Origin of the sequence: Mesorhizobium sp. M1322 (assembly GCF_040318085.1) — a bacterium.
Lineage (GTDB): Bacteria > Pseudomonadota > Alphaproteobacteria > Rhizobiales > Rhizobiaceae > Mesorhizobium.
This window is the reverse complement of record NZ_JAMYLP010000025.1, coordinates 49,808-69,802: the sequence shown is the minus strand read 5'-3', so window position 1 is coordinate 69,802 and position 19,995 is coordinate 49,808. Positions and strand designations below refer to the sequence as shown.

17 protein-coding genes are annotated in these 19,995 nt (G+C 62.8%); 9 read left to right on the top strand and 8 right to left on the bottom strand.

The genetic code is table 11. The features are described from left to right. Positions 1 to 177: 177 nt before the first annotated feature. Positions 178 to 540 carry a hypothetical protein gene (locus tag NKH12_RS12515; RefSeq protein WP_352953389.1) on the bottom strand — a complete coding sequence of 121 codons (363 nt, stop codon included), beginning with the start codon at positions 538 to 540 and terminating at the stop codon, positions 178 to 180. 389 nt (positions 541 to 929) lie between these two features. Further along, positions 930 to 1,616 carry a response regulator transcription factor gene (locus NKH12_RS12510; RefSeq protein ID WP_065007437.1) on the bottom strand — a complete coding sequence of 229 codons (687 nt, stop codon included), beginning with the start codon at positions 1,614 to 1,616 and terminating at the stop codon, positions 930 to 932. 47 nt (positions 1,617 to 1,663) lie between these two features. On the opposite strand from NKH12_RS12510, the gene NKH12_RS12505 reads away from it, so the two are divergent. Both NKH12_RS12505 and NKH12_RS12500 read left to right on the top strand, forming a co-directional pair. Then, the gene (locus NKH12_RS12505) at positions 1,664 to 2,443 is read left to right on the top strand and encodes a response regulator (protein WP_352953392.1); all 780 of its coding nucleotides are present in this window, start codon (positions 1,664 to 1,666) and stop codon (positions 2,441 to 2,443) included. Between the two features lie 57 nt (positions 2,444 to 2,500). Next, positions 2,501 to 4,588 (top strand): PAS domain S-box protein, encoded by a 2,088-nt coding sequence (locus NKH12_RS12500; protein WP_352953388.1) that lies wholly within the window; start codon positions 2,501 to 2,503, stop codon positions 4,586 to 4,588. An 83-nt stretch (positions 4,589 to 4,671) separates the two neighbouring features. On the opposite strand, the gene NKH12_RS12495 is transcribed toward NKH12_RS12500, so the two are convergent. Further along, positions 4,672 to 5,079: a hypothetical protein gene (locus NKH12_RS12495; protein ID WP_352953387.1), complete on the bottom strand. Its 408-nt coding sequence runs from the start codon at positions 5,077 to 5,079 to the stop codon at positions 4,672 to 4,674. 493 nt (positions 5,080 to 5,572) lie between these two features. On the opposite strand from NKH12_RS12495, the gene NKH12_RS12490 reads away from it, so the two are divergent. After that, the gene (locus NKH12_RS12490; RefSeq protein WP_352953386.1) at positions 5,573 to 6,775 is read left to right on the top strand and encodes an aromatic ring-hydroxylating oxygenase subunit alpha; all 1,203 of its coding nucleotides are present in this window, start codon (positions 5,573 to 5,575) and stop codon (positions 6,773 to 6,775) included. A 47-nt stretch (positions 6,776 to 6,822) separates the two neighbouring features. Here the strand turns inward: NKH12_RS12490 and NKH12_RS12485 are convergent, their stop codons facing one another. Continuing rightward, entirely contained in the window at positions 6,823 to 8,235 is a 1,413-nt protein-coding gene (locus NKH12_RS12485) for an aminotransferase (RefSeq protein ID WP_352953385.1), read from the bottom strand. Positions 8,236 to 8,536: 301 nt separating this feature from the next. On the opposite strand from NKH12_RS12485, the gene NKH12_RS12480 reads away from it, so the two are divergent. Genes NKH12_RS12480 through NKH12_RS12470 form a run of 3 tightly spaced genes read left to right on the top strand, consistent with a single transcriptional unit; the run spans position 8,537 to position 11,403 of the window. Further along, positions 8,537 to 9,454 carry an ABC transporter permease gene (locus NKH12_RS12480; protein WP_352953384.1) on the top strand — a complete coding sequence of 306 codons (918 nt, stop codon included), beginning with the start codon at positions 8,537 to 8,539 and terminating at the stop codon, positions 9,452 to 9,454. A gap of 10 nt (positions 9,455 to 9,464) precedes the next feature. Further along, on the top strand, positions 9,465 to 10,289 hold the full coding sequence (locus tag NKH12_RS12475; RefSeq protein ID WP_352953383.1) for an ABC transporter permease: 825 nt from the start codon (positions 9,465 to 9,467) through the stop codon (positions 10,287 to 10,289). Positions 10,290 to 10,329: 40 nt separating this feature from the next. Beyond that, positions 10,330 to 11,403, top strand: coding sequence for an ABC transporter ATP-binding protein (locus tag NKH12_RS12470; RefSeq protein WP_352953382.1), 1,074 nt, complete (start codon positions 10,330 to 10,332; stop codon positions 11,401 to 11,403). On the opposite strand, the gene NKH12_RS12465 is transcribed toward NKH12_RS12470, so the two are convergent. The 4 genes from NKH12_RS12465 to NKH12_RS12450 are packed head-to-tail and all read right to left on the bottom strand — an operon-like array spanning position 11,367 to position 15,304. Continuing rightward, a complete protein-coding gene (locus tag NKH12_RS12465) occupies positions 11,367 to 12,677 on the bottom strand; it encodes a flavin monoamine oxidase family protein (RefSeq protein ID WP_352953381.1) in 1,311 nt (436 codons plus the stop codon). The two genes, NKH12_RS12470 and NKH12_RS12465, sit on opposite strands and share 37 nt — an antisense overlap. After that, positions 12,674 to 13,756, bottom strand: a complete 1,083-nt coding sequence (locus NKH12_RS12460) for an ABC transporter substrate-binding protein (RefSeq protein WP_352953380.1) — start codon at positions 13,754 to 13,756, stop codon at positions 12,674 to 12,676. The genes NKH12_RS12465 and NKH12_RS12460 overlap by 4 nt, the downstream gene beginning before the upstream one ends. Positions 13,757 to 13,786: 30 nt before the next feature. Further along, on the bottom strand, positions 13,787 to 14,503 hold the full coding sequence (gene betI / locus NKH12_RS12455; protein WP_352953379.1) for a transcriptional regulator BetI: 717 nt from the start codon (positions 14,501 to 14,503) through the stop codon (positions 13,787 to 13,789). Positions 14,504 to 14,509: 6 nt separating this feature from the next. Beyond that, positions 14,510 to 15,304 carry a class I SAM-dependent methyltransferase gene (locus NKH12_RS12450; RefSeq protein ID WP_352953378.1) on the bottom strand — a complete coding sequence of 265 codons (795 nt, stop codon included), beginning with the start codon at positions 15,302 to 15,304 and terminating at the stop codon, positions 14,510 to 14,512. Between the two features lie 201 nt (positions 15,305 to 15,505). On the opposite strand from NKH12_RS12450, the gene NKH12_RS12445 reads away from it, so the two are divergent. From NKH12_RS12445 to NKH12_RS12435, 3 genes are all read left to right on the top strand, one after another. Next, positions 15,506 to 17,125, top strand: coding sequence for a phytoene desaturase family protein (locus tag NKH12_RS12445; RefSeq protein WP_352953377.1), 1,620 nt, complete (start codon positions 15,506 to 15,508; stop codon positions 17,123 to 17,125). Then, on the top strand, positions 17,112 to 18,677 hold the full coding sequence (locus tag NKH12_RS12440; protein WP_352953376.1) for a phytoene desaturase family protein: 1,566 nt from the start codon (positions 17,112 to 17,114) through the stop codon (positions 18,675 to 18,677). Before NKH12_RS12445 ends, NKH12_RS12440 begins: the two co-directional genes overlap by 14 nt. An 87-nt stretch (positions 18,678 to 18,764) precedes the next feature. Beyond that, positions 18,765 to 19,994, top strand: a complete 1,230-nt coding sequence (locus tag NKH12_RS12435; protein ID WP_352953375.1) for an aminomethyl transferase family protein — start codon at positions 18,765 to 18,767, stop codon at positions 19,992 to 19,994. Position 19,995: the final 1 nt, after the last annotated feature.

Here is a 19,995-nt window from a genome sequence, read left to right as displayed (position 1 = left end):
CTTGGGCATCGCAAATCACCTCCTACAGGAAGTGAATCACGAACGTCGCCTCACTGGAATCCCCTCTCGATTCAACCTGAGCGTCCGACGCTCTAATGGCCGGAAGTCCCCTCCGAGGGATCCCAAGGACAGACTATGGGCAGCAGAGCCGTGGTATAACGCCCCCGGTTGCCGAACCTAGGCCTGCGGAAAGGTACCGCCATCTCCAAACGAAAGTGCGATATTGCCTGATGTGAAAGAAATTTGACTTGCCTCGAAACCAATCTGCAACAAAGCGCGGCATCTAGCGGCATGATCTGGATACAGGCCACCCGCAGAGTTGACCCAACGAAAACAGCCGGCACAAATGAAGGCGAACATGCAATCGAACGCGATCTCCTGGCTTTTCAGGATAAGCATAGCCGCAGCGATCATTGGCGGTGTCGGCACCTTCGCCGGCAACCCGATGCCAAAGCTTGCGGAGATGACTTCAGGCGAAGTTTCGACGCTGCATGCCGCACTGTTTTTCGCCACTGTTTGGATTGCATCCAGCCTGCGCATTAACCGGCCCAAGGCCCTCTGGCGGGTCGGTTTTGGGCTGAAGAAGATGCGCGGCCCCTCCGGCAACTTGCAGCCGAGAGGACCGAAGGCCCGCGCCGCGACGGGGGGCTCCGCTGGCGGCGCGGGCACTTCGGGGGTTTCCCTGAAGCGAACCTAAAACCAAATTTAGGGGACGAAAACGATGAACACGAAATTTGCAGCTTCGGTGCTTTCCGCACTGCTCTACGCATAGGGCCTGCTCGGCTTTGCCGGCCTCGCCACCGTGCTTCTCAGGGATCGTGCCCATGCGAGCGAATTCGTCGCGGCCAGCGAAATGCCGTCAGGTCCGTCGCTTCTCGTGGTGCGCTGAGCGCCTGGGCCTGCGGGCAACACGGGTGAGGGCCCCGGCCTCAGTCGGCGAACTGCGTCGGCGGATCGAACCGGTAGCCCGCACCCCTTATGGTGGTGATGGTTTCGGTATCGAGCTTGCGGCGCAGCCGCACGATGCGCGAATCGATCGAGCGGTCGAAGGCATCGGCATTTTCGGCGGGTGCGGCGGCAATGATGTCGTCGCGCGTCAAGACCTTGCGCGGGCTGGCCAGGAACAATCTGAGCAGCGCCACCTGACCCGGCGACAATTGCTCTTCCGTGCCGGAGCGATGCATGACCATGGCCGACCGGAGGTCGACCGTCGCGTTCTCCAGCACGACCAATTCCCCGGCGTTCCTGCCGCGCCGTGCCAGCAAGCCGCCGATACGGGCGGCGAGTTCCCTGACATTAAGCGGGCTCTCGACGACGTCGGCGGCGCCGAGTTCGAGCGCCAGCACCTTGTCGACGAGATCGGCCGGCCGGCAGATCAGGATGAAATCCGGCCCGCCCTCGCCGCCATGGCGCCTGAGCAGATCACGCCCTTCCGCCTGGCTGAGGCTGTCGCCGACGACGACGACATCGATGCCCTTTCCGGAAAGCAAGGATTCGGCCTCCCAGGGCTGCCGCACCGCCCGCACGTCATGACCACGCCGTTCGAGATGGTCGGCGAGATCGGTCGCGACCACTTCGGCGACGGAAACAAGCGCGATGACGGATCGTGCAGCCATTTTTTTTCCACCCTGCAACCGGCAACCCAAGATGAGTGCTGGACATGATGTTTATACCCAATCTACTTTCCGCTGAAAGCGGGAGCGAGAGCATAGTGCGGGCACGAATTGTCATCGTCGAGGACGAGCCGGATCTGAGGGACGCGGTCGCCGAGTATCTCGGCGCCAGCGGCTACGATGTCGCTACGGCCGAGAGTGCCAGCGCCGCGCGAACCTTGCTGGAAACGCAGTCGTTTCATCTGGCCATCCTCGACATCGCCATGCCAGGCGAGGACGGCCTGTCGCTCGGCCGCTGGCTGCGCTCGAAAATGCCTATCGGCATCATCTATGCCACTGCCGCCGGCACCGCGCTCGATCGCATCGTCGGGCTGGAACTCGGCGCCGACGACTACATCGTCAAGCCTTACGAATTGCGCGAGGTGCTGGCGAGGGTCCGCAGCGTGCTGCGCCGCGTGCCGCAGCCGACCGAACCACAGCGCGCCAAGGCCGAAACAACTGCCAATCGCCGTTTCATGAGCTTCGGCCCTTTCCATGCCGATCTCGACGGCCGGTTCGTCACCGGCACCAACGGGACGGTCATCGACATGGCCAAGAGTGAGTTTGACGTGCTGGAGGTCTTCCTGACGCGGGCCAACCGTTTGCTGACGCGTGCGGCGATCTCCGAGGCGATCGGCTTCGTGGAAGATCCTGAATCGTCACGCGCGGTCGATATCCGCATCATGCGGCTGAGAAAGAAGATCGAGGCGGACCCGGCCAATCCGAAATTCCTGCGCACAGTCCGCGGCGAAGGCTATATCTTTTCGCTGCCGACCGGCGAAGGCAACTGAGCGGCGCGACCACTGGTAACCACTCTCGGTGGCACGACTATGAAATGACGGCTGATCATGACGGCTGAAGCAGCACGCAGCGATATGCACGGCGTCAGGCAGGGCGCGGCGATGGCGGCTGTCCATGTCGTTCGCCGGCTTCGCGAAGCCGGCGACTGGCAGCGCGAGATGGACGGCATCCTTGAAAGGCTTTGCGGGGCCATGGATTGCCAGCGCGGCATCCTGTTTCGGCTGCGCGAGCTGCCCGGCCAGGGCTTTGCCCAGTCGGTCGCGGCCTACTGGATCAACCCGCGATCTGGCGGCGAACTGGCATCGCCAACGGTGATCTTGCAGTCGGTTGTCAATTCAGACCCACTGCTGGAACGGTTGGCGGAGGACGAGCGGCAAGGCAAGATCTTCGCGGGACACACGCGCGACCTCGAAGGTTTTCTGAGAATCGACTTCGAAAAGCAGCACATCAAGTCGTTCCTGTCGGTGTCGGTCTTCGCGCATGGCCATCTGTGGGGCACGCTGGCGGTCAACGACTGCGTCAACGAGCGCGAATGGACCGACGAGGAAGAGGCAACGCTGCACATCGTGGCACTGGCCATAGGCGACGCCATCGAACGATCGCTTTCCGATGCCCATGCCAGCGAAGTCATCCGCCGCACCATGTTGCAGGCCTCGCTCGACGCCATCATAGTCATCGACGAGACCGGTTCGATCATCGAGTTCAATCCCGCCGCCGAAAAGATGTTCGGCTATCAGCGCAGCGACATCCTCGGCAAGGACCTGCTCGACACCGTCGTTCCGGAATATTATCGCAAGGGCTATGTGTCGGGCGCCGAATACATGTCGGGCCGCGGCGCGCCGATGGTCGGCCAGCGGATCGAGACCGTCACCCAGAATGCGGCCGGCGAAGTCTTTCCGATCGAACTGACGGCGACCGAGATGCGGGTCGGTGACCGCCGCCTGATCTTCGGCTCGATCCGCGACCTTCGCGACAAATTGCGCGCCGAGGAGGAGATCGGCCGCCAGCGCGAAAAGCTGCACCAGAACGAGAAGATGGCGGCGATGGGCTCGCTGCTTGCCGGCGTGTCACACGAACTCAACAACCCGCTCGCCGTGGTCGTCGCCCAATCGACGCTGTTGCACGAGTTCGCCTCAGACCCGCAGACCAAGGTGCGCGCCGAAAAGGTGCGTGCCGCCGCAGAGCGCTGCGGCCGCATCGTCAAGAGCTTCCTCTCGATGGTGCGCCTGCACCCGGCGTCACAGGCCGAGACCGACCTCAACCAGGTGGTCCGCGCGGCACTCGAAGTGACTGCCTACGGCGCCAGGTCGACCGGCATCATTATCGATACTGATTTCGCCAGCGGTCCGCTGCTGGCCATGGCCGATGCCGACCATGTGACGCAAGTGGCCGCCAACTTCCTCATCAACAGCCAGCACGCTTTGGCCGGCATCGGCGGCGACCGGTTGATCAAGGTTCGCACGTTTCGCAGCGATCGCGGCAATCCCTGTTTCTCGGTCGAGGACAACGGGCTGGGCGTGCCGGAAGCGATTCGCTCTCGCATCTTCGAATCCTACTTCACCACCAAGCCGGTCGGCGTCGGCACCGGCATCGGCCTGTCAATCTCGAAATCGATCATCGAACGGCACAATGGCGATGTCTGGTTCGAGGAAGTTCTGCCGAGGGGGGCCCGTTTCGTCGTCCAGTTGCCGGCGATCTCCGCCGGCGCGGCTGCCGCCGGCGAAACCCCGTCGCGCTCGAGCGGATTGCGGCACGCGCTAATCATCGACGACGAGCCGGATGTCGCCGCCTCGCTGTCCGACATTCTGGAGTTGATGGGGATCAAGTCGCGGGTCGTGCTAGCCTGGGAATCGGCCGCCGCGACTTTGTCCGGCCATATGCCACCGGACATCGTCTTTTCCGATCTGCGCATGCCCGGGACCAGCGGCATATCAGTCTATCGCGAACTGCTCGCCGAAAAGCCTGACCTGGCGCGGCGCTTCGTTCTGGTCACCGGCGATCTGATCGGCGCGAAGGCCGAAATCGAGGCGTTGCCCGCGCCGCAGCGTCCGCAGATCCTGGAAAAGCCGTTCAGCACGCTGGACGTGCGCGGCGTGCTATCGGCCATCGCCGAGCAGGCCGCATTGGGCGGCTAGAGCCGGCCTAGGATCCTCAAAAGAAAGCTCCCGACCGATGCGGCGGGAGCCCTGCCTGGAGCGCTGGAGGGTCGCTGGGGGCATCAAAAGACGTTCGGGGTATCGGTCAGCGGCGCGGCATTGGCGATCACGCGGACTGCGCGAGCCTTGTGAATGCCGGACTGCTCGGCGATGACGCGCAGGCAGTCTGCACTTTCGGCGCCCCAGGCTTGCCCCTTGCAGACAAAATCCATCTCCGGCATCGGCAGGCGCGCGGTCTTTGTCGTGGTTGGCGCGCCGTCGACGATGTTTACCGGCGGGTTCAGTGAAGCAAAGGCTGGACCAACCGTCGGCGCGAACGCCATGCCGACGAACGCGGTGGCGCCCAGCACCACGAACAGCGCCATCGGATGGTCGTTGGCGCGCCGGCGCAGCGCCAGCTTCGGCCACCGATCGTTGCGCTCCGGCGCCGGCAGGCGGTTATTGCAGGCAGTCTGGATTTTCGTATGCATCGCCATTCCCTTCATTGATTTTCTTTTTCTGTTGAAACGAACCTAGCCGCACTTTGTAACGAGCCAACGATGATGCGTATGCGGCAATGTAACGGGCAAGAAACGGGTGTTTCAGCATTTTCGGGGGGAACCGGCCCCAAAGCGGCAAGAAGGCACGCTTCAGCCTTGCTGCCTCCGGCGAGGGAAGAGAACCGCAACACGCATCAGCGGACACCGGCAGGCCTACGAAACCGATGAGCCTGGTGGCATTTTCACCTTGGGGAAGTCCTGTTTTCCAGACAGCCTTTCTTGGCTCAAGCCGAGAATGGGGTGTCGATGGGAACCCTGGCTAACACCCGGAATTTTCGGGATTTCTCAAGCCTGGAGCGTTTGAATTTCGACCAAAAACGCCGGAGGATTTCGCGTCAGAATTCTTCACATTTACACAAGCCATTGCATTTAAATGAAAAATGTGATTTTATTGAATGAGTATTCAACAAAAGAAGAGCCGTTCATGAACCGGCACCTCCATGACGTGGCGATCACCAACAATTGGGACCGGCGGGGTCTGCCGGGTTGGAGTTACCATTCCGACGCCCTGCTTGAACTTGAGAAAGAATACGTCTTCCACAACCACTGGCAGATCGCCGGTCACGTCTCCGACCTGCCGAACGCCGGCGACTATCTGACAATGGACGTGGTCGGCGAGCGGGCGCTGATCGTGCGCGGCAAGGACGGCGTCGTGCGCGCCTTCAACAACATGTGCCGCCATCGCGGCAGCCGCGTCGTCGCCGACAGCCAGGGCACCTGCAAGAACGCCTTGGTCTGCCCTTTCCATGGCTGGGTCTATAATCTCGACGGCACGCTGCGGGGCGCTGCCCGTCCGCGCTCCTTTCCCGATCTCGACAAGACCGAATTCGGCCTGATGCCGCTCGACCTCGAGATCTGGATGGGCCTCGTCTTCATCCGTTTCCGCAAGGGTGGCCCGCAACCGTCGGTGGCCGAGCTTATGAAGCCGATCGAGGCCGAGATCGCCCACTATGGTGTCGCCGAGATGGTGCCGTCCTGGGGCATCTGGACCCAGAAAAGCCCGGTCAACTGGAAGTCGGTGCGCGATGTCGACAATGAAGGCTACCACGTTGCCATGGCGCATCCCGCATTGCAGGACCTTTACGGCGCGACCTATTTCGACGAGCCGTTCATCAACGGCGTGTCGCGTTCCTTCGCCACTTACAATCCGCATGCCGGACGGCGCTGGAGCGTCGGGCAATACATCAAGATCGCGCCCGAGGCGACGCGTCTGCCGGAACACCTGCGCAAGGCCTGGATCTATTACGGCATCTTCCCTAACAACGCGCTGTCGATCATGCCGGAATCCGTGCAGTTCTATCAGGAGTTTCCGCTGTCGACCGGCGAGACGCTGCTTCGCGGCGCCATCTACCGCTACCCCGACGAGACCAGGGAGCAGGCAGCGGCACGGTATCTCGCCTACCGCATCGATCGCGACACCATGAACGAGGACGTGCAGCTTTCCGTGTGGTCGAACGAATCCATGCTGTCGGAAGCCTTCGGCGGCTTTTATCTCTCCGACCTTGAATATGGCGTGCGGACCCACCACGACCATCTGCGCAAGCAAATCCCCGTGCTGGGGCTGGAAACGGCGCCGGAGGAAAAGGATATGTGGGCGCTCAATGACGCGCTGCGGTCGCAAGTGTAAGGCGAGGCGCCGAAGCTGCAATCTCCCCTCAAGGGGGAGATTGGCCGTCACCCCTGCCACACGCCTTCCCGCCGCAAATCGTCCATCGTGCGCGAAATGCCTTCGCGCAGGATCGACACCATATCGTCGATTTGCTCGCGAGTGATGATCAGCGACGGCGACATCACGCACATGTTGATCAACGGCCTGACCAGCAGGCCAAGCTCATGGCAATGCGCATCGATGCGCTTGCCGACATCCTTGTCGAGCTGCAGCGGATCGTTGCTTTCGCGATCGGCGACGCACTCGACGCAGCCCATCAGCCCCAGGCCGCGCACCTCGCCGACCAGCGGCAGTTCCTCAAGCGTCTTCAGTTGCGCCTGGAAATAGGGCGCGACTTCGCGCGTGTGGGCCAGCACGCTTTCTTCCAGGATATCGAGGTTCTTCAGCGCCACCGCGCAGCCGACCGGATGGCTGGTGTAAGTCAATCCATGGCCGAACATCGCGTCCGGATGGTTTGAGCGGCGCAGCTCCTCGAGCAGCCGTTCCGAAATAATGACGCCGCCAAGCGGGAAATAGCCTGACGTGACGCCTTTGGCGAAGGTGATCATATCAGGGTCAATGCCGAACATATCGCCGGAAGCAAAGACATGGCCAAGCCGGCCGAAGGCGGTCACCACTTCGTCGGAAACATAGAGGATATCGTTGTCGCGGCAGATCTCGCGGATGCGCCGGAGGTAGCCGTCTGGAGGCACGACGACGCCCCCCGACGCCTGCACCGGCTCACCGACGTAAGCGCCAATCCTGTCGGCGCCGACGCCGGCGACAATATCGCGGAATTCATCGACCAGGACATCGGTGAAGGCTGAAATGCTCATGCCGCGCGGACGACGGAACGGATCGGGCGAGGACAGCCTGACGACCAGATCGTCGGCGCCGTCCATCCAGTCGCGATCGCGCGGACGGCCGTTAAGCGAGGCCGACAGATAGGTCGAGCCGTGATAGGCGCCGCCCCTGCTCAGGATCAGCTTCTTTTCCGGGCGGCCGCGGACATTGTTGTAGAACTGCATGAAGCGCAGCGCCGTCTCGACGGCCGAGGAGCCGCCAGTGGTGAAGAAGACATGGCTGAGATCGCCCGGCGCATGGCCGGCGATGCGCGTGGCGAGTTCCGCCGACGGCGCGTTCATCGTATACCACGGCGTGTTGTAGGACAGCGCCATCGCCTGATCGTACATCACCCGCGCCAATTCCTCGCGGCGGTGGCCGATATTGATGCACCACATGCCGGCCGGGCCGTCGATCAGCTTTTTGCCGGTGCCGTCGGTGATGTAGATGCCGTCGCCCTCACCGATCAGGGCGCGCGCCTCCGCGCCGACCGAACCGGCGAACGGCCAGGGCTGGACGAGATGGCGCTTGGCCAGTTCGACGGCATCGCCAAGTCCAACCGTTTCAGTCGCCCTCAAATCTCTTGCAGCCGCCATCGTCGCCTCGCATTCGTTTGTCGCAAATTCATCGGACACGAAGCTCGGCGCCAAGCACCGGAAAAACCGGCTTTCTTCGGCACATTTTGAATGTCCGTTCAATCAATATTACAGAAATAACGCTTGATTTCAATCCACGGATGCGCGCATGATGAAAAAAAGCCGGCAAGCTCGGAGCGCGATCAGCGATTGCGCCCTGGGCATAAAATTGGGAACGGACGGCCGCAATGGGACGCCGCATGGCAGGACAATCCGCGCCAGCAACCGAGATCACGCCCGGGGCCCTGCCCGAGGGCCTGCAATGACGGCGGCTGCGGAAGGATCGTCTGCATTTGGCATGACGCGGGCCAGGCGAGATGCCCTTCTGCAGTCCGAACCCGTCCAGGGCTTTGCCCTGATCAGCCCGACCTTTCTCTACGCGCTCGTGCTTCTGGTCCTGCCGATGCTGGTGGTCGTCGCACACTCGTTCTGGACACAGAACTACCTGACCATCGATCGCACCTTCACACTGGAAAACTACCGGGTCGCGCTGACCGAGCCGATCTATCGCGACCTGCTCTGGCGCTCACTCTATATCTCGCTGATGGTGAGCTTCTTCACGGTCGTCCTCGCCTACCCGATCGCCTATTTCATTTCGTTCCACGGCGGCCGCCATAAAAGCCTGTGGCTGTTCCTCATCACCATCCCGTTCTGGACCAGCTATCTGCTGCGGGTGATGTCGTGGAAGGTCATCCTCGGCTACAACGGCGTGCTCAATTCCGGCTTGCTGGGCCTTGGCATCATCGACGAGCCGTCGACCGCGCTGCTTTATAATTCGAGCGCCGTCATCATCACGCTCACCCATGCCTGGGCAGCCTTCGCCATCCTGCCGATCTTCGTCTCGCTGGAAAAAATCGACCGCACGCTGGTCGAAGCGGCCAAGGATCTCGGCGACGGTCCCATTCGCTCCTTTCTGCGCGTGACGCTGCCGCTGTCGGCGCCCGGCATCATCTCGGCGGCGCTGATCGTCATGATCCCGACCGTCGGCGACTATGTCACGCCGAAGCTTGTCGGCGGCAAGGACGGCGTCATGATCGCCAACGCCATCCAGGCGCAGTTCGGCAAGGCCTCCAACTGGCCGCTTGGCGCCGCGCTTTCGGTCACCACCATGCTGATCGTGACGCTGATGGCCGGCGCCACCGTGCTGATGATCCGCTCTGCCCAAAGGCTGGCACGATGAGGCTGGTGCGATGACGGCGATGCGGCGCTTCCTGGCCAGCGGCTGGCTGTCGACCTATGCATTCCTCTATGTCGTTTTCCTCTATTTGCCGGTCATCTTCCTGCCGATCTTTTCGGTCAACAGCGCCGCGACGCCGAAATTCCCGCTCTCCGGTTTCACGCTCAAATGGTACGAGGATCTGCCACGCACCCCGGCGCTGCTTGACGCCGCCTGGAACAGCCTGGTCGTCGGCTTATCGGCTTCCATCCTCTCCACTGTGCTCGGCATTCTCGCCGCCCGCTCGATCACCCGCTACCGCTATGCCGGCCGCCGCGCCATCAACGGCCTGATCATGGCACCGCTGGTGCTGCCCGAAATCATCGTCGCCATCTCCATGCTCCTGGTGATACTGCAACTGGGTTTGAGCCTGTCGCTGTTCACCATCGTGCTCGGCCATGTCCTGATCTGCGTTCCCTATTCGATGACCGTGCTGACCGCTGGCTTCGAGGGCTTCGACCGCAGCCTGGAGGAGGCCTCCGCCGATCTCGGCGAGAGCGCTTTCGGCACTTTTAGACGGGTGACGCTGCCGATGGTGGCGCCGGCCATCATTTCCAGCCTTCTCGTCTGCTTCACCATCTCGCTCGACGAGTTCATCATCGCCTTCTTCCTGACCGGCACCGAGGCGACGCTGCCGATCTATATCTGGGGCCAGTTGCGCTTCGCCGCGAAGCTGCCCGGCGTGCTGGCGCTGGGTACGCTCTTGCTGGCTGCTTCCTTCCTGCTGATGACCATCGCTGAAATCCTGCGTCGCCGCGCGACAAGACGCACTCAGAACGACGGAGGCCTCCATGTCTAAGCCGCCTCAAGCCGAACGATCCCACCAAACCGAACGACCGATGATCGAAATTCGCAACGTCATCCGCAGCTATGGCTCATTCAAGGCGCTGGACGACGCCTCGCTGACCATCAAGGAGGGCGAATTCTTTTCGCTGCTCGGCCCGTCGGGCTGCGGCAAGACCACGTTGTTGCGCATGATCGCCGGCTTCGACAACCCGACCAGCGGTTTGATCTCGGTCGACGGCCAGTCGATGGAGGGTATCCCGGCCAATCGCCGGCCAACCAACATGGTATTCCAGAGCTATGCGATTTTTCCGCATCTCAATGTCGAGCAGAACGTCGCCTATGGGCTGAAGCGGTTGAGGCTGGAACGGTCGGAAGAAAAGCGCCGCGTCGAAGAGGCGCTGGCCCAGGTGTCGCTGACCGGCCTCGGCAAGCGCCTCGCCACCGAGCTGTCCGGCGGCCAGCGCCAGCGCGTGGCACTGGCCCGTGCGCTGGTGATGCGCCCCAAGGTGCTGCTGCTCGACGAGCCGCTGTCGGCGTTGGACAAGAAGCTGCGCGAGCAGATGCAGGTCGAGCTGCGTCGCCTGCAGCAGGCGGTCGGCATCACCTTCGTCCTGGTTACGCACGACCAGTATGAGGCGCTGGCGATGTCGGACCGCATTGCCGTGATGTTCGGCGGCAGGATCGCGCAGGTCGCCTCGCCCAAGGAGATCTACCAGCGGCCGGTCAACCGCCAGGTTGCCGACTTCCTCGGCGGCATGAATTTCGTCAAGGCCGAGATCGTCGAGGAGAACGGCGCCTCGCTGGTAGTCGACACGCTGGGCTTCGGCCGCGTCAACACCGACAAGCCGAAGGCTTTCGTCCGCAATGGCGGCGCTGCTACGCTCGGCATCCGTCCGGAGCGTCTGCGCGTGTTGTGGGACAACGCCACGGCGAAATTCGAGGTCGCCTGCAAGGTGGTGGAGCGCCATTATTTTGGCGAGATCACCCATCTGATCGTCGAGATACCGGGATTGGAAAAACCGCTTTCGGTGATCGAAACCAACGATTTCGGCGCCGACGACATCCCGGTCGGCACCTCGATCCGCCTCGCCTACGACCCCGAGGCGCTGGTGGCGATGGCGGATTGAAGTCCCGAGATGATCTTTCGTGCAGCCATGCGCCCCGCCACAACAGCCCCTTCGATATAGCCCGGGAATGACGGCGACAGTTCGGACGCGGCGAAATGCAGTGGCGGCGCGCCGGCCAGGATGATGCGTTCGGCGTCGGTCGCCATCGCGTCGACAATGAGGTCGCTGTAGCCGCCGCCGCTCCAGCGATCATGCGTCCAGTCCCGATAGCTGAGATCGAGCATGTCGGTGGCCTCCGTGCCGAGCGCGGCCTCCAGCCTCGTCGTCACCTCGGCGCGCAATGCCGCGTCGCCGAGCTCACGCCAGCGCAGGGCCAGCGGCCCGCCGACGAAGACGACCAGCGCGGCATGGTCGTTGTCCTTGCTGGCGTCGCAGGCAAAGAGCCCCGGCAGGTCGCGCCACATCACTACGCCGCTCAAGCCCCTTGTACGCCAGAAGGCGCTGGGATAGCGCACCAGCACTTTGATCACCGCGCCGCTTTGCCAGACGCCGAGCGCCCCACTCAGTCCAGACGGCAGCGGCGGTGCAAAATCCAGCTTCGAGGCCATCATCGGCGGCACGGCGACAAGGGCCGCCCGTGCCTCGACCGCACCGCTCGCCGAAACCAGACGAACCCCTTCCGGCCGGTGCTCGACGGTTCCGACCGGCGTGTTCCGCCGCACACGATCGCCGAGATCGCCGGCCAGATCGTCCGCCAGCGACTGCATGGTTTCGCGCACGAAATATTGCAGTTCCGAGACCACGTTGGTGATGCGGCGGTCGTTGTCGATCAGGTGCCACAGCGGCAGCTTTTCGAGCGCATGGCACCACAAGCCCTCGATCATCGAACGGAAAGCCGCCTTGGCCTGGTCGGCATCATGCTGGCGATCGAGCCATACCGCAACGGTCAATCCGGCAATATCAGGCTCGTCCGGTGCGATCGCGTTCAAGCGGTCGCGGATCGCCATCGAACCCAAGTAAGCCCGGTCGGCTTGCTGAGCGCTCATCCGCGGCTGCGTGATGAATTCGCCCTTTACATAAGTCTCGACCAGCGTCTTGCCGTGCGCCTGCAATAGCGCCATCAGTTCCGGCATGTCCTCGCACAGGAATTGGCCGCCGCTGTCGATCCGCTCGCCGATCCCGTTCCGCTTGGCCTCCACGCGCCCGCCGACGCGATCGCGCGCTTCGAGCAGCAGGAAGTCGATGCCGGCTTTCTTCAGCTCATGCGCGGCCGACAGGCCGGTGAAGCCGGCGCCGACTATGACGACGTCGGTTGTTTCGATTCCGCTCTTCAATAGCCGGCCTTGATCTTTTCGAACTCGGCGATCATCTTGAGCTTGAGATCCGAGGGGACCGGCGCCTGGAACAGCGTCTTGCCGATGAATTTCTGCACGTCGTCGTAGCCCTTTTCCTTGAGCACGGCCTGATCGACACCGGCCATGCCCTTGGCGTTGGCCTGGCCATAGCCCCAGTCCTTGACCAGGATGTTGGCGACTGCCGGATCGTTGACGGCATTCAGATAGTCATAGGCCTTGTCGGTACTCCCCGGCGCATCTTTGAACAGCACATAGCCGCAGACCCAGGTCGAGATCCCCTCGTCGGTATCCTTCTTGGCCTTGACCGGCACGCCGGCGGCAACCGACTGCACCGCCGCGTCGTTCCACGCCCAGGCGAGATCGACCTCGCCGCCGCTCAACAGCTGAACGATATCGGTGGAGTCGGTCCAGTAGGAGCGAACATTCTTGTGGACCTCGCGCAGGAAGTCCGACGCCTGCTTGAACTGGTCGTCGGTCATCTTGGTCCAGTCCTTGAGCCCGATCGCCAGCGAGGCCAGCGCATAGGCGTCGTCGACATTGTCGCCGATGGAAACCCTGCCCTTGAACTTGGGATCGGCCAAGGCCTTCAGCGAGTGGACGTCCTTCTCATCGACCTTGTCGGAATTGTAGGTGAGCTGCGTGTTGCCCCAGTCCCAAGGCATGAACCAGGCTTTGCCGTCGGCGGTGGTGGCGAGATCCTTCATCGCCATGATGCCGGGATTGAGGTCCTTCCAGCCTGATATCTTCGAGGTGTCGAGCGGCTGCAGCAGCCCCGCCTCGCGCCATTTCACCACGCTCTGCGAACAGGGATGGCCGAGATCGGCCTTGAAGCCGGAACGGGCTTTTTCGAACGCCTCGTCCTCGTCGCCGAAGAAGGTGAAGGTCGGCGAATCGCCATTCTTCTCGACATATTTCTGGTGGAAACCGGGATCCTCGTAGCCGGACCAGTCGAACACGATCAGGTCCTTGTCCGCGGCAATCGCAAGCGCTGCGACCGAGGCTGCGAGCGTCCCGGTCAGTGCCAATGTCAGGGTCAGGCGTCGGGTCATGCGCTTCATTGCTGTTCCATCCTCTTTTTTTTGATTGTTTCATGCCATCCTGTCGCCGCCGGCTGTTGGCCACGGATAATGCTTTGGAAATGCAGCCGACAGGAATTCGTTCGCCGCCTGCAGCGCGGTTTCGCGGGTGACGTCCTCGGTGCCCATCATCAGCCGCAGCCACAGCCCCTCCAGCATGGCACTGAGCGCCAGCGCCATGACCTGCGGCTCGAAAGCATAGCCGCCACTCGCCTTCAGCGTCGCGCAAAGGTCGATGAATATCTTCTGGTAAGCCGCATCGCGCGCGCCGCACAACGCCTGATAGGTCGGACGCGACTTGGCCTCACCCCAGAAGGCGCACCAGGCGGCCAGCTTGCGCTTGTTGCAGATCGAGCGATCGAAATCGGCCGCAACCAGCGCCCGCAACTGGCGGGCAGGATCGTCGCCAGCCTTGGTGAGGGCTGCGCGCCAGTGCGCGGCATATTCGTCGGCCATGTATTGCAGCGTGGCGACGAGCAGCTTCTCCTTGCTCTCGAAATGGAAGTTGACGATGCCGCGCGACAGGCCGGCACCATCGGCGACATCGGCCATCGTCGTCTCCGAATAGCCGCGCTTGGCCAGCGAATCGATTGTCGCCTCGATCAGCTGCAGCTGCCTGACTTCCTTCGACGCCTTGCGCCCGCGCTTTTCGGATTCGCTTTTCCGCGCTGATTCAAGGAGGGCCTCCCTGGGCTCGGCTGTCTTCATGGGCGTGATGGTCTCCAGCATCGCCGGCTATCCAACCGGCTTTCGACCGCGAAGATGAGTGGGACGGTGCTCGCCGCTGTCAAGAACCTTCTGCATGGCTTCCCAGGTTCGTATGTTCTTGTCGACATAGGCCGCACCAACCGCAGCCGCAACCGCCGGGTAGAGCGCGCCCTTGAGACGTTTCAACTCCTCCCGCGCAACGTCGCGATACCAGGGATTGCGGTCACGCACCTTGACGTCGGCAAAGCCTGCCCGGCGCATCGCCGCGGCATAGCGGGCCGGCGATGCCATGGCGAACGACAGGCCTTCCGCGGCGATGTAGGCCTTCATCTCAGACGATGGTTCGCCGTCGTGCGAGATCATCCAGTTCGATGCCGCGAAGACACCGCCCGGCTTCAGCACGCGAAATATCTCGGCAAACAAGGTTTCCTTGTCAGACACATGCAGCAGCGCATCCTTCGAGAAGACGACGTCGAAGGAACTGTCGGCGAAGGGCAACGGCCCGGGCGGCGTCTGGACGAAATTGGCGCGATCGGAAAGCCCGCGTGCGGCCGCCCTTTGCCTGGCCATCTCGATCACCGGCGGCTCGACATCGAAGCCTGTAACGTGGGCAGCGCCATGGCGCTCGAGCAGATGCAGCGTGACGCCACCGGAGCCGCAGCCTATGTCGAGGATCGTCTTGCCCTTGAGCGCAAGGTCCTCGACAATCCGGTCGACCTCATCCGGCCCGCCAGGCGACAGATAGCCGTCGCCCCACAGCGCCTCGAGGAAGCGGATAGCGGTGTCGTCATACTCCGGCTCGGCATCTACCGTTTCGATCATCAGACCTCGGTCCAAGCCCATATCGAATGTTGGCAAAGCCTAGCGGATTAACGCGAAAACGCAACATCATTTGTTGAACATTCATTCAAAATGGCTGGACAATACGGCAACAGCCATGCCAGATTTCGCGCATTCGGGCCGATCACACGTAGGGGTCGGGCAGAAATGAAGGGGTCGGGCAGAAATGAAGACTGGGCCAAAATGAAATCCTGGGATGCGATCGTCATCGGCGGCGGGCACAATGGCCTGGTCAACGCCTGCTACCTGCAGCGCGCCGGGCTCGACGTGCTGGTCGTCGAGAAGAACGGCTGGGTCGGCGGTGCCGCCACCAGCAGGGAATTGACGCCCGGCTTCCTCTATTCCAATTGCTCCTATGTCTGCTCCCTGTTTCGTCCCGAGATCATGCGCGATCTCGAACTGCCGCGCTTTGGCCTGCAGGTGATCTCCTATGACGGCGGCGCGGTATTCACCAGGGATGGCGACTATCTCGCCAACTACCGCGACCACGATGCTCACCGGCGCGAATTCGCCCGCTTTTCCAAGCGCGACGCCGAAGCCTATGACCGCTACGCCCGCGACGTGACGCGGCAATGTCGCTTCATCCAGCCGCTGCTGATGCGCACCGCGCCCGATCCGACCAGTTTTCGGCCACGCGATCTCGGCGAGCTTCTCTATCTGGGCAAAAAGTTCGCCGGGCTTACGCCTGAGGAAATGGCGCTGACGCTGCGCTTCTGGACCATGTCGATCTCGGACTTCCTCGATGAGTATTTCGAGACCGACGTCATCAAGGCGAATTTCGCGCTGTCCGGCATTATCGGCACTGCGCTCGGCCCGATGTCGCCGGGCACCGCCTACGTGCTGCTGCACCACTATATGGGCGAGGTCGACGGCTCGGTCGGCGCCTGGGGCTATGCGCGCGGCGGCATGGGCGCGGTCACCAAGGCACTCGCCGCCTCCTTCCAGTCCTCCGGCGGCACCATCCGTACCGGCGCCGAAGTCGATCATGTTTTGGTCCGGCGCGGCAAGGCCAGGGGTGTGGTGCTGGCCGGCGGCGAAGAAATCCCCGGCAAGCTCGTCGTCTCCAATGCCGACGTGAAACGCACCTTCCTCAAACTGGTCGAGGAAAAGGAACTGCCGGACCTCTTCCTGCGCCGGGTCAGGAATTTTAAGATCCGCGGCTCGTCGGGCAAGGTCAATATCGCGCTGGATTCACTGCCAGAATTCCCGGCGCTGCCAAAGGATTCGCCGGTCTATCGGGGCGACATGCATTTCACCGATTCGATGGAACGCATGGAACGCGCCTATGACGACTGGAAGGCCGGGCGCTGGTCGGCCGACCCGTTCCTCGACATGGTGATCCCGACGACGCTCGATCCGACCATGGCTCCATCAGGCAAGCATTTCATGAGCTGCTTCGTGCAGTATGCGCCACCGAAGGTGAACGGCCGCGATTGGACCGACGCTGACCGCGATGGTTTCGCCGAAAGCGTGATCGCCCAGATATCGGACTACTCGCCGGGTTTTCGCGACCGCATCGTCCATATGGAGGTCCGCACGCCGCGCGAGATCGAGGCTGAGGTCGGCCTCACCGAAGGCAATATCTTCCAGGGCGAACTGACCTTCGATCAACTTCTGTTCAACCGGCCGGTGCCGGGCTACGCGCAATACCGCTCGCCGGTCGCTGGGCTCTATATGTGCGGCTCCTCGACCCATCCTGGCGGCGGCGTCATGGGCGCGCCTGGCCGCAATGCGGCGGCCGAGATCCTGCGCGATCTTGCCAAGCCGACTAAGCATATGAGCCCGGCCCATGACGTCATTTGACGCAATCGTTATTGGTGGCGGTCACAACGGCCTTGTCTCGGCCGCTGTCCTGGCCAAGAGCGGCCGCAAGGTGCTGGTCCTGGAAGCTGCCACGGATGTCGGCGGTGCGGCGCGCACCGAGGAGTTCGCGCCGGGCTTTCGCGTCTCGTCGGTTGCCCATCTGCTGAACCGTCTGCATCCCGATGTGGTGAAGACGCTTGAGCTGGAAAGGCATGGGCTGGACATTGCGCGCGGCGACTTCGTGCCATCCGTAGCGCTGTCGCAAGACGGCCTGCCGCTTGTCCTGCATGGCGCCTATGGCGAGGTGCTGACCGGCGCCGGCTCCACTGAGCAGACCGCCTGGAAGCAACTGCGCGCGCAACTGCTGCGCTATGCCGGCATCCTGAAGCCGTTCCTTGCGCGCCGACCGCCCGATCTCAGCGGCATGTCGCTGCTTGAGACGCTATCGCTCGGCCAGACCGCCCTGGCGTTGAAGAAGCTCGGCAAGGAGGACATGCGCGACTTCCTGCGCGTGCTGTTGATGAACGTTGCCGACCTGCTCGACGAGCAGCTTGCCGACGATCGGCTGAAGGGCCTGCTCGCCTTCGATGCCACGCTCGGCAGCCATCTCGGCCCGCGCTCGCCGACCTCGCTGCTCGGTCTCTATTATCGGCTGGCAGGCGAGGCAGGCGGCACTGCCGGCGCGCAGGTTCAGCCGAAAGGTGGCATGGGCGCAGTCATTTCAGCCATCCGCGCAGCAGCTGAAAAGGCAGGGGTGACCATCCGCACGGCGACTCCGGTGGCAAGGATCATCGTCGAGAAAGGCTGCGCCGCCGGCGTTGTGCTCGACAGCGGCGAGATGCTTCGTGCCAAGACGATCGTCTCCGCTATCAACCCGGCAATCACTCTCCTCGATCTTGTCGGCTCGCGCGAGATCGACACCGGCTTTATCCGCAAGGTCAGGAATATCCGCATGAAGGGCGATGCGGCGAAGCTCAATCTGGCGCTCGATCGGCCGCCGCAATTCGCCGGCGCCGATGCCGCGGACCACAAGGGCCGTCTGGTGATCGCGCCCTCGCCCGATGGTGTCGAGCGCGCCTTCAATCCATCGAAATACGGCGAGTTCTCGCCCGAGCCGGTTATGGAGATCACGCTGCCCAGCCTTGCCGACCCGTCGCTGGCGCCGGATGGCGCCTGCGTGCTGTCTGCGGTGGTGCAATATGCACCCTATGCGCTGAAACAGGGCTGGAGCGCCGGGAGGGCGAAATTCCTCAAGGCGGTCATGGCTCAATTGGAGGTCTATACGCCGGGAATCGGCAAGACAGTTCGCTATGCCGAGCTGCTGACACCGGCCGACATCGAGGCGCGCTACCGGATGCCGGGCGGTCACTGGCATCACGGCGAACTGCAGGCCGACCAGATACTGATGTCGCGCCCCGTCTCCGGCTGGTCGGGCTACGACACGCCGATCGACGGGCTGTTCCTCGCCGGCGCCGGCTCGCATCCGGGCGGCGGCGTTTCCGGCGCGCCCGGCTTGAATGCCGCCAAACGCATCATCGCGACGAAGGGGTAGGATATGAACATCCAATCGGCTAAGGCCGAACTCTACGGCGCCCCCCTCTGTCCTGCAGGACAGAGGGGGGCGCGAAGGAACACCGTCATGAACCATCAATCGAGCATCGACCCATCGACCTCCACAGCACAATCCCATTTTCGCACCTTGCGGGTCGGCACGCCGTTTCAGCCCCGCATCGATGCGCTGGCCAGGACCAATGACTGGTACAATTGGGCCGGCTACCGCGCTCCACATTCGCTGTGGGACGAGGAGCTCGAATATTTCGCCATCCGCAGCCAAGCTGCGCTGTTCGACATCTCGCCGATGACGAAGTACCGCATCGCCGGGCCGGACGCCGAGGCCTTCCTCAATCGAATCACGTTGCGCGACGTGAGCAAGCTGAAACCCGGCCGCGTCCACTATACCGCCTGGTGCGACGACGACGGTTTCGTCCTCGACGACGGCACGCTGTTCCGCCTGTCGCCGGCACGATTCCGCCTATGCTCGCAAGAGCGGCATCTGCCATGGCTGCTCGACAGCGCGATTGGGTTCGACGTGGCTGTCGAAGAAGAGACCGAAGCCGTCGCCGGCGTGGCGCTGCAGGGACCGGCCGCCTTCGCCGTGCTGCGCAATGCCGGTTTTGCCGGCGTCGAAAGACTAAGGGTCTTCGACCTTGCCGAGTTCCCGCATGATGGTGACACGGTCACTATTTCGCGCACCGGTTTCACTGGCGATCTCGGCTACGAACTGTTCGCGCCGGCCGACAAGGCGCTCAGCCTCTGGGATCGGCTGATGCTGGCCGGCGAACTGCGCGGCATCCGCGCCATCGGCTATACGGCGCTCAACCGCGCCCGGCTCGAAGCCGGGCTGATCGTCGCCAATGCGGATTTCACGACGTCTGAGCGTGCCATCCGCGCCGACCGCTTACGCATGCCGGACGAGATCGGCCTCGGCTTCATGATCGACTTGGAAAAGGGTCACTTCAATGGCCGCCGCGCCATCGTCGACGCACGGGCGAGGAAGCGTCTTCGCCATGTGCTGGTCGGGCTGGAGATCGAGGGCAACATTCCGGCCGAGCATGCCATCGTCTACTACAGGAAAAGTCAGGAGGTCGGGCTGGTCAGCGCCGCCATGTGGTCGCCGATGGCCAAGTGCAACATCGCCATCGCCTCGCTGGCGCGGCCGTTCGGCGATACCATCGTCGACGACCTCTGGGTCGAGATCTACGCCATGCGCGAATTGCAGTACCAGAAGCTGATGAAGCGGGCCAAGGTGGTGCAGCGACCCTTCATCAAGCTCGACCGCCGCACCGCCAATCCGCCGGCGGATTTCTGAC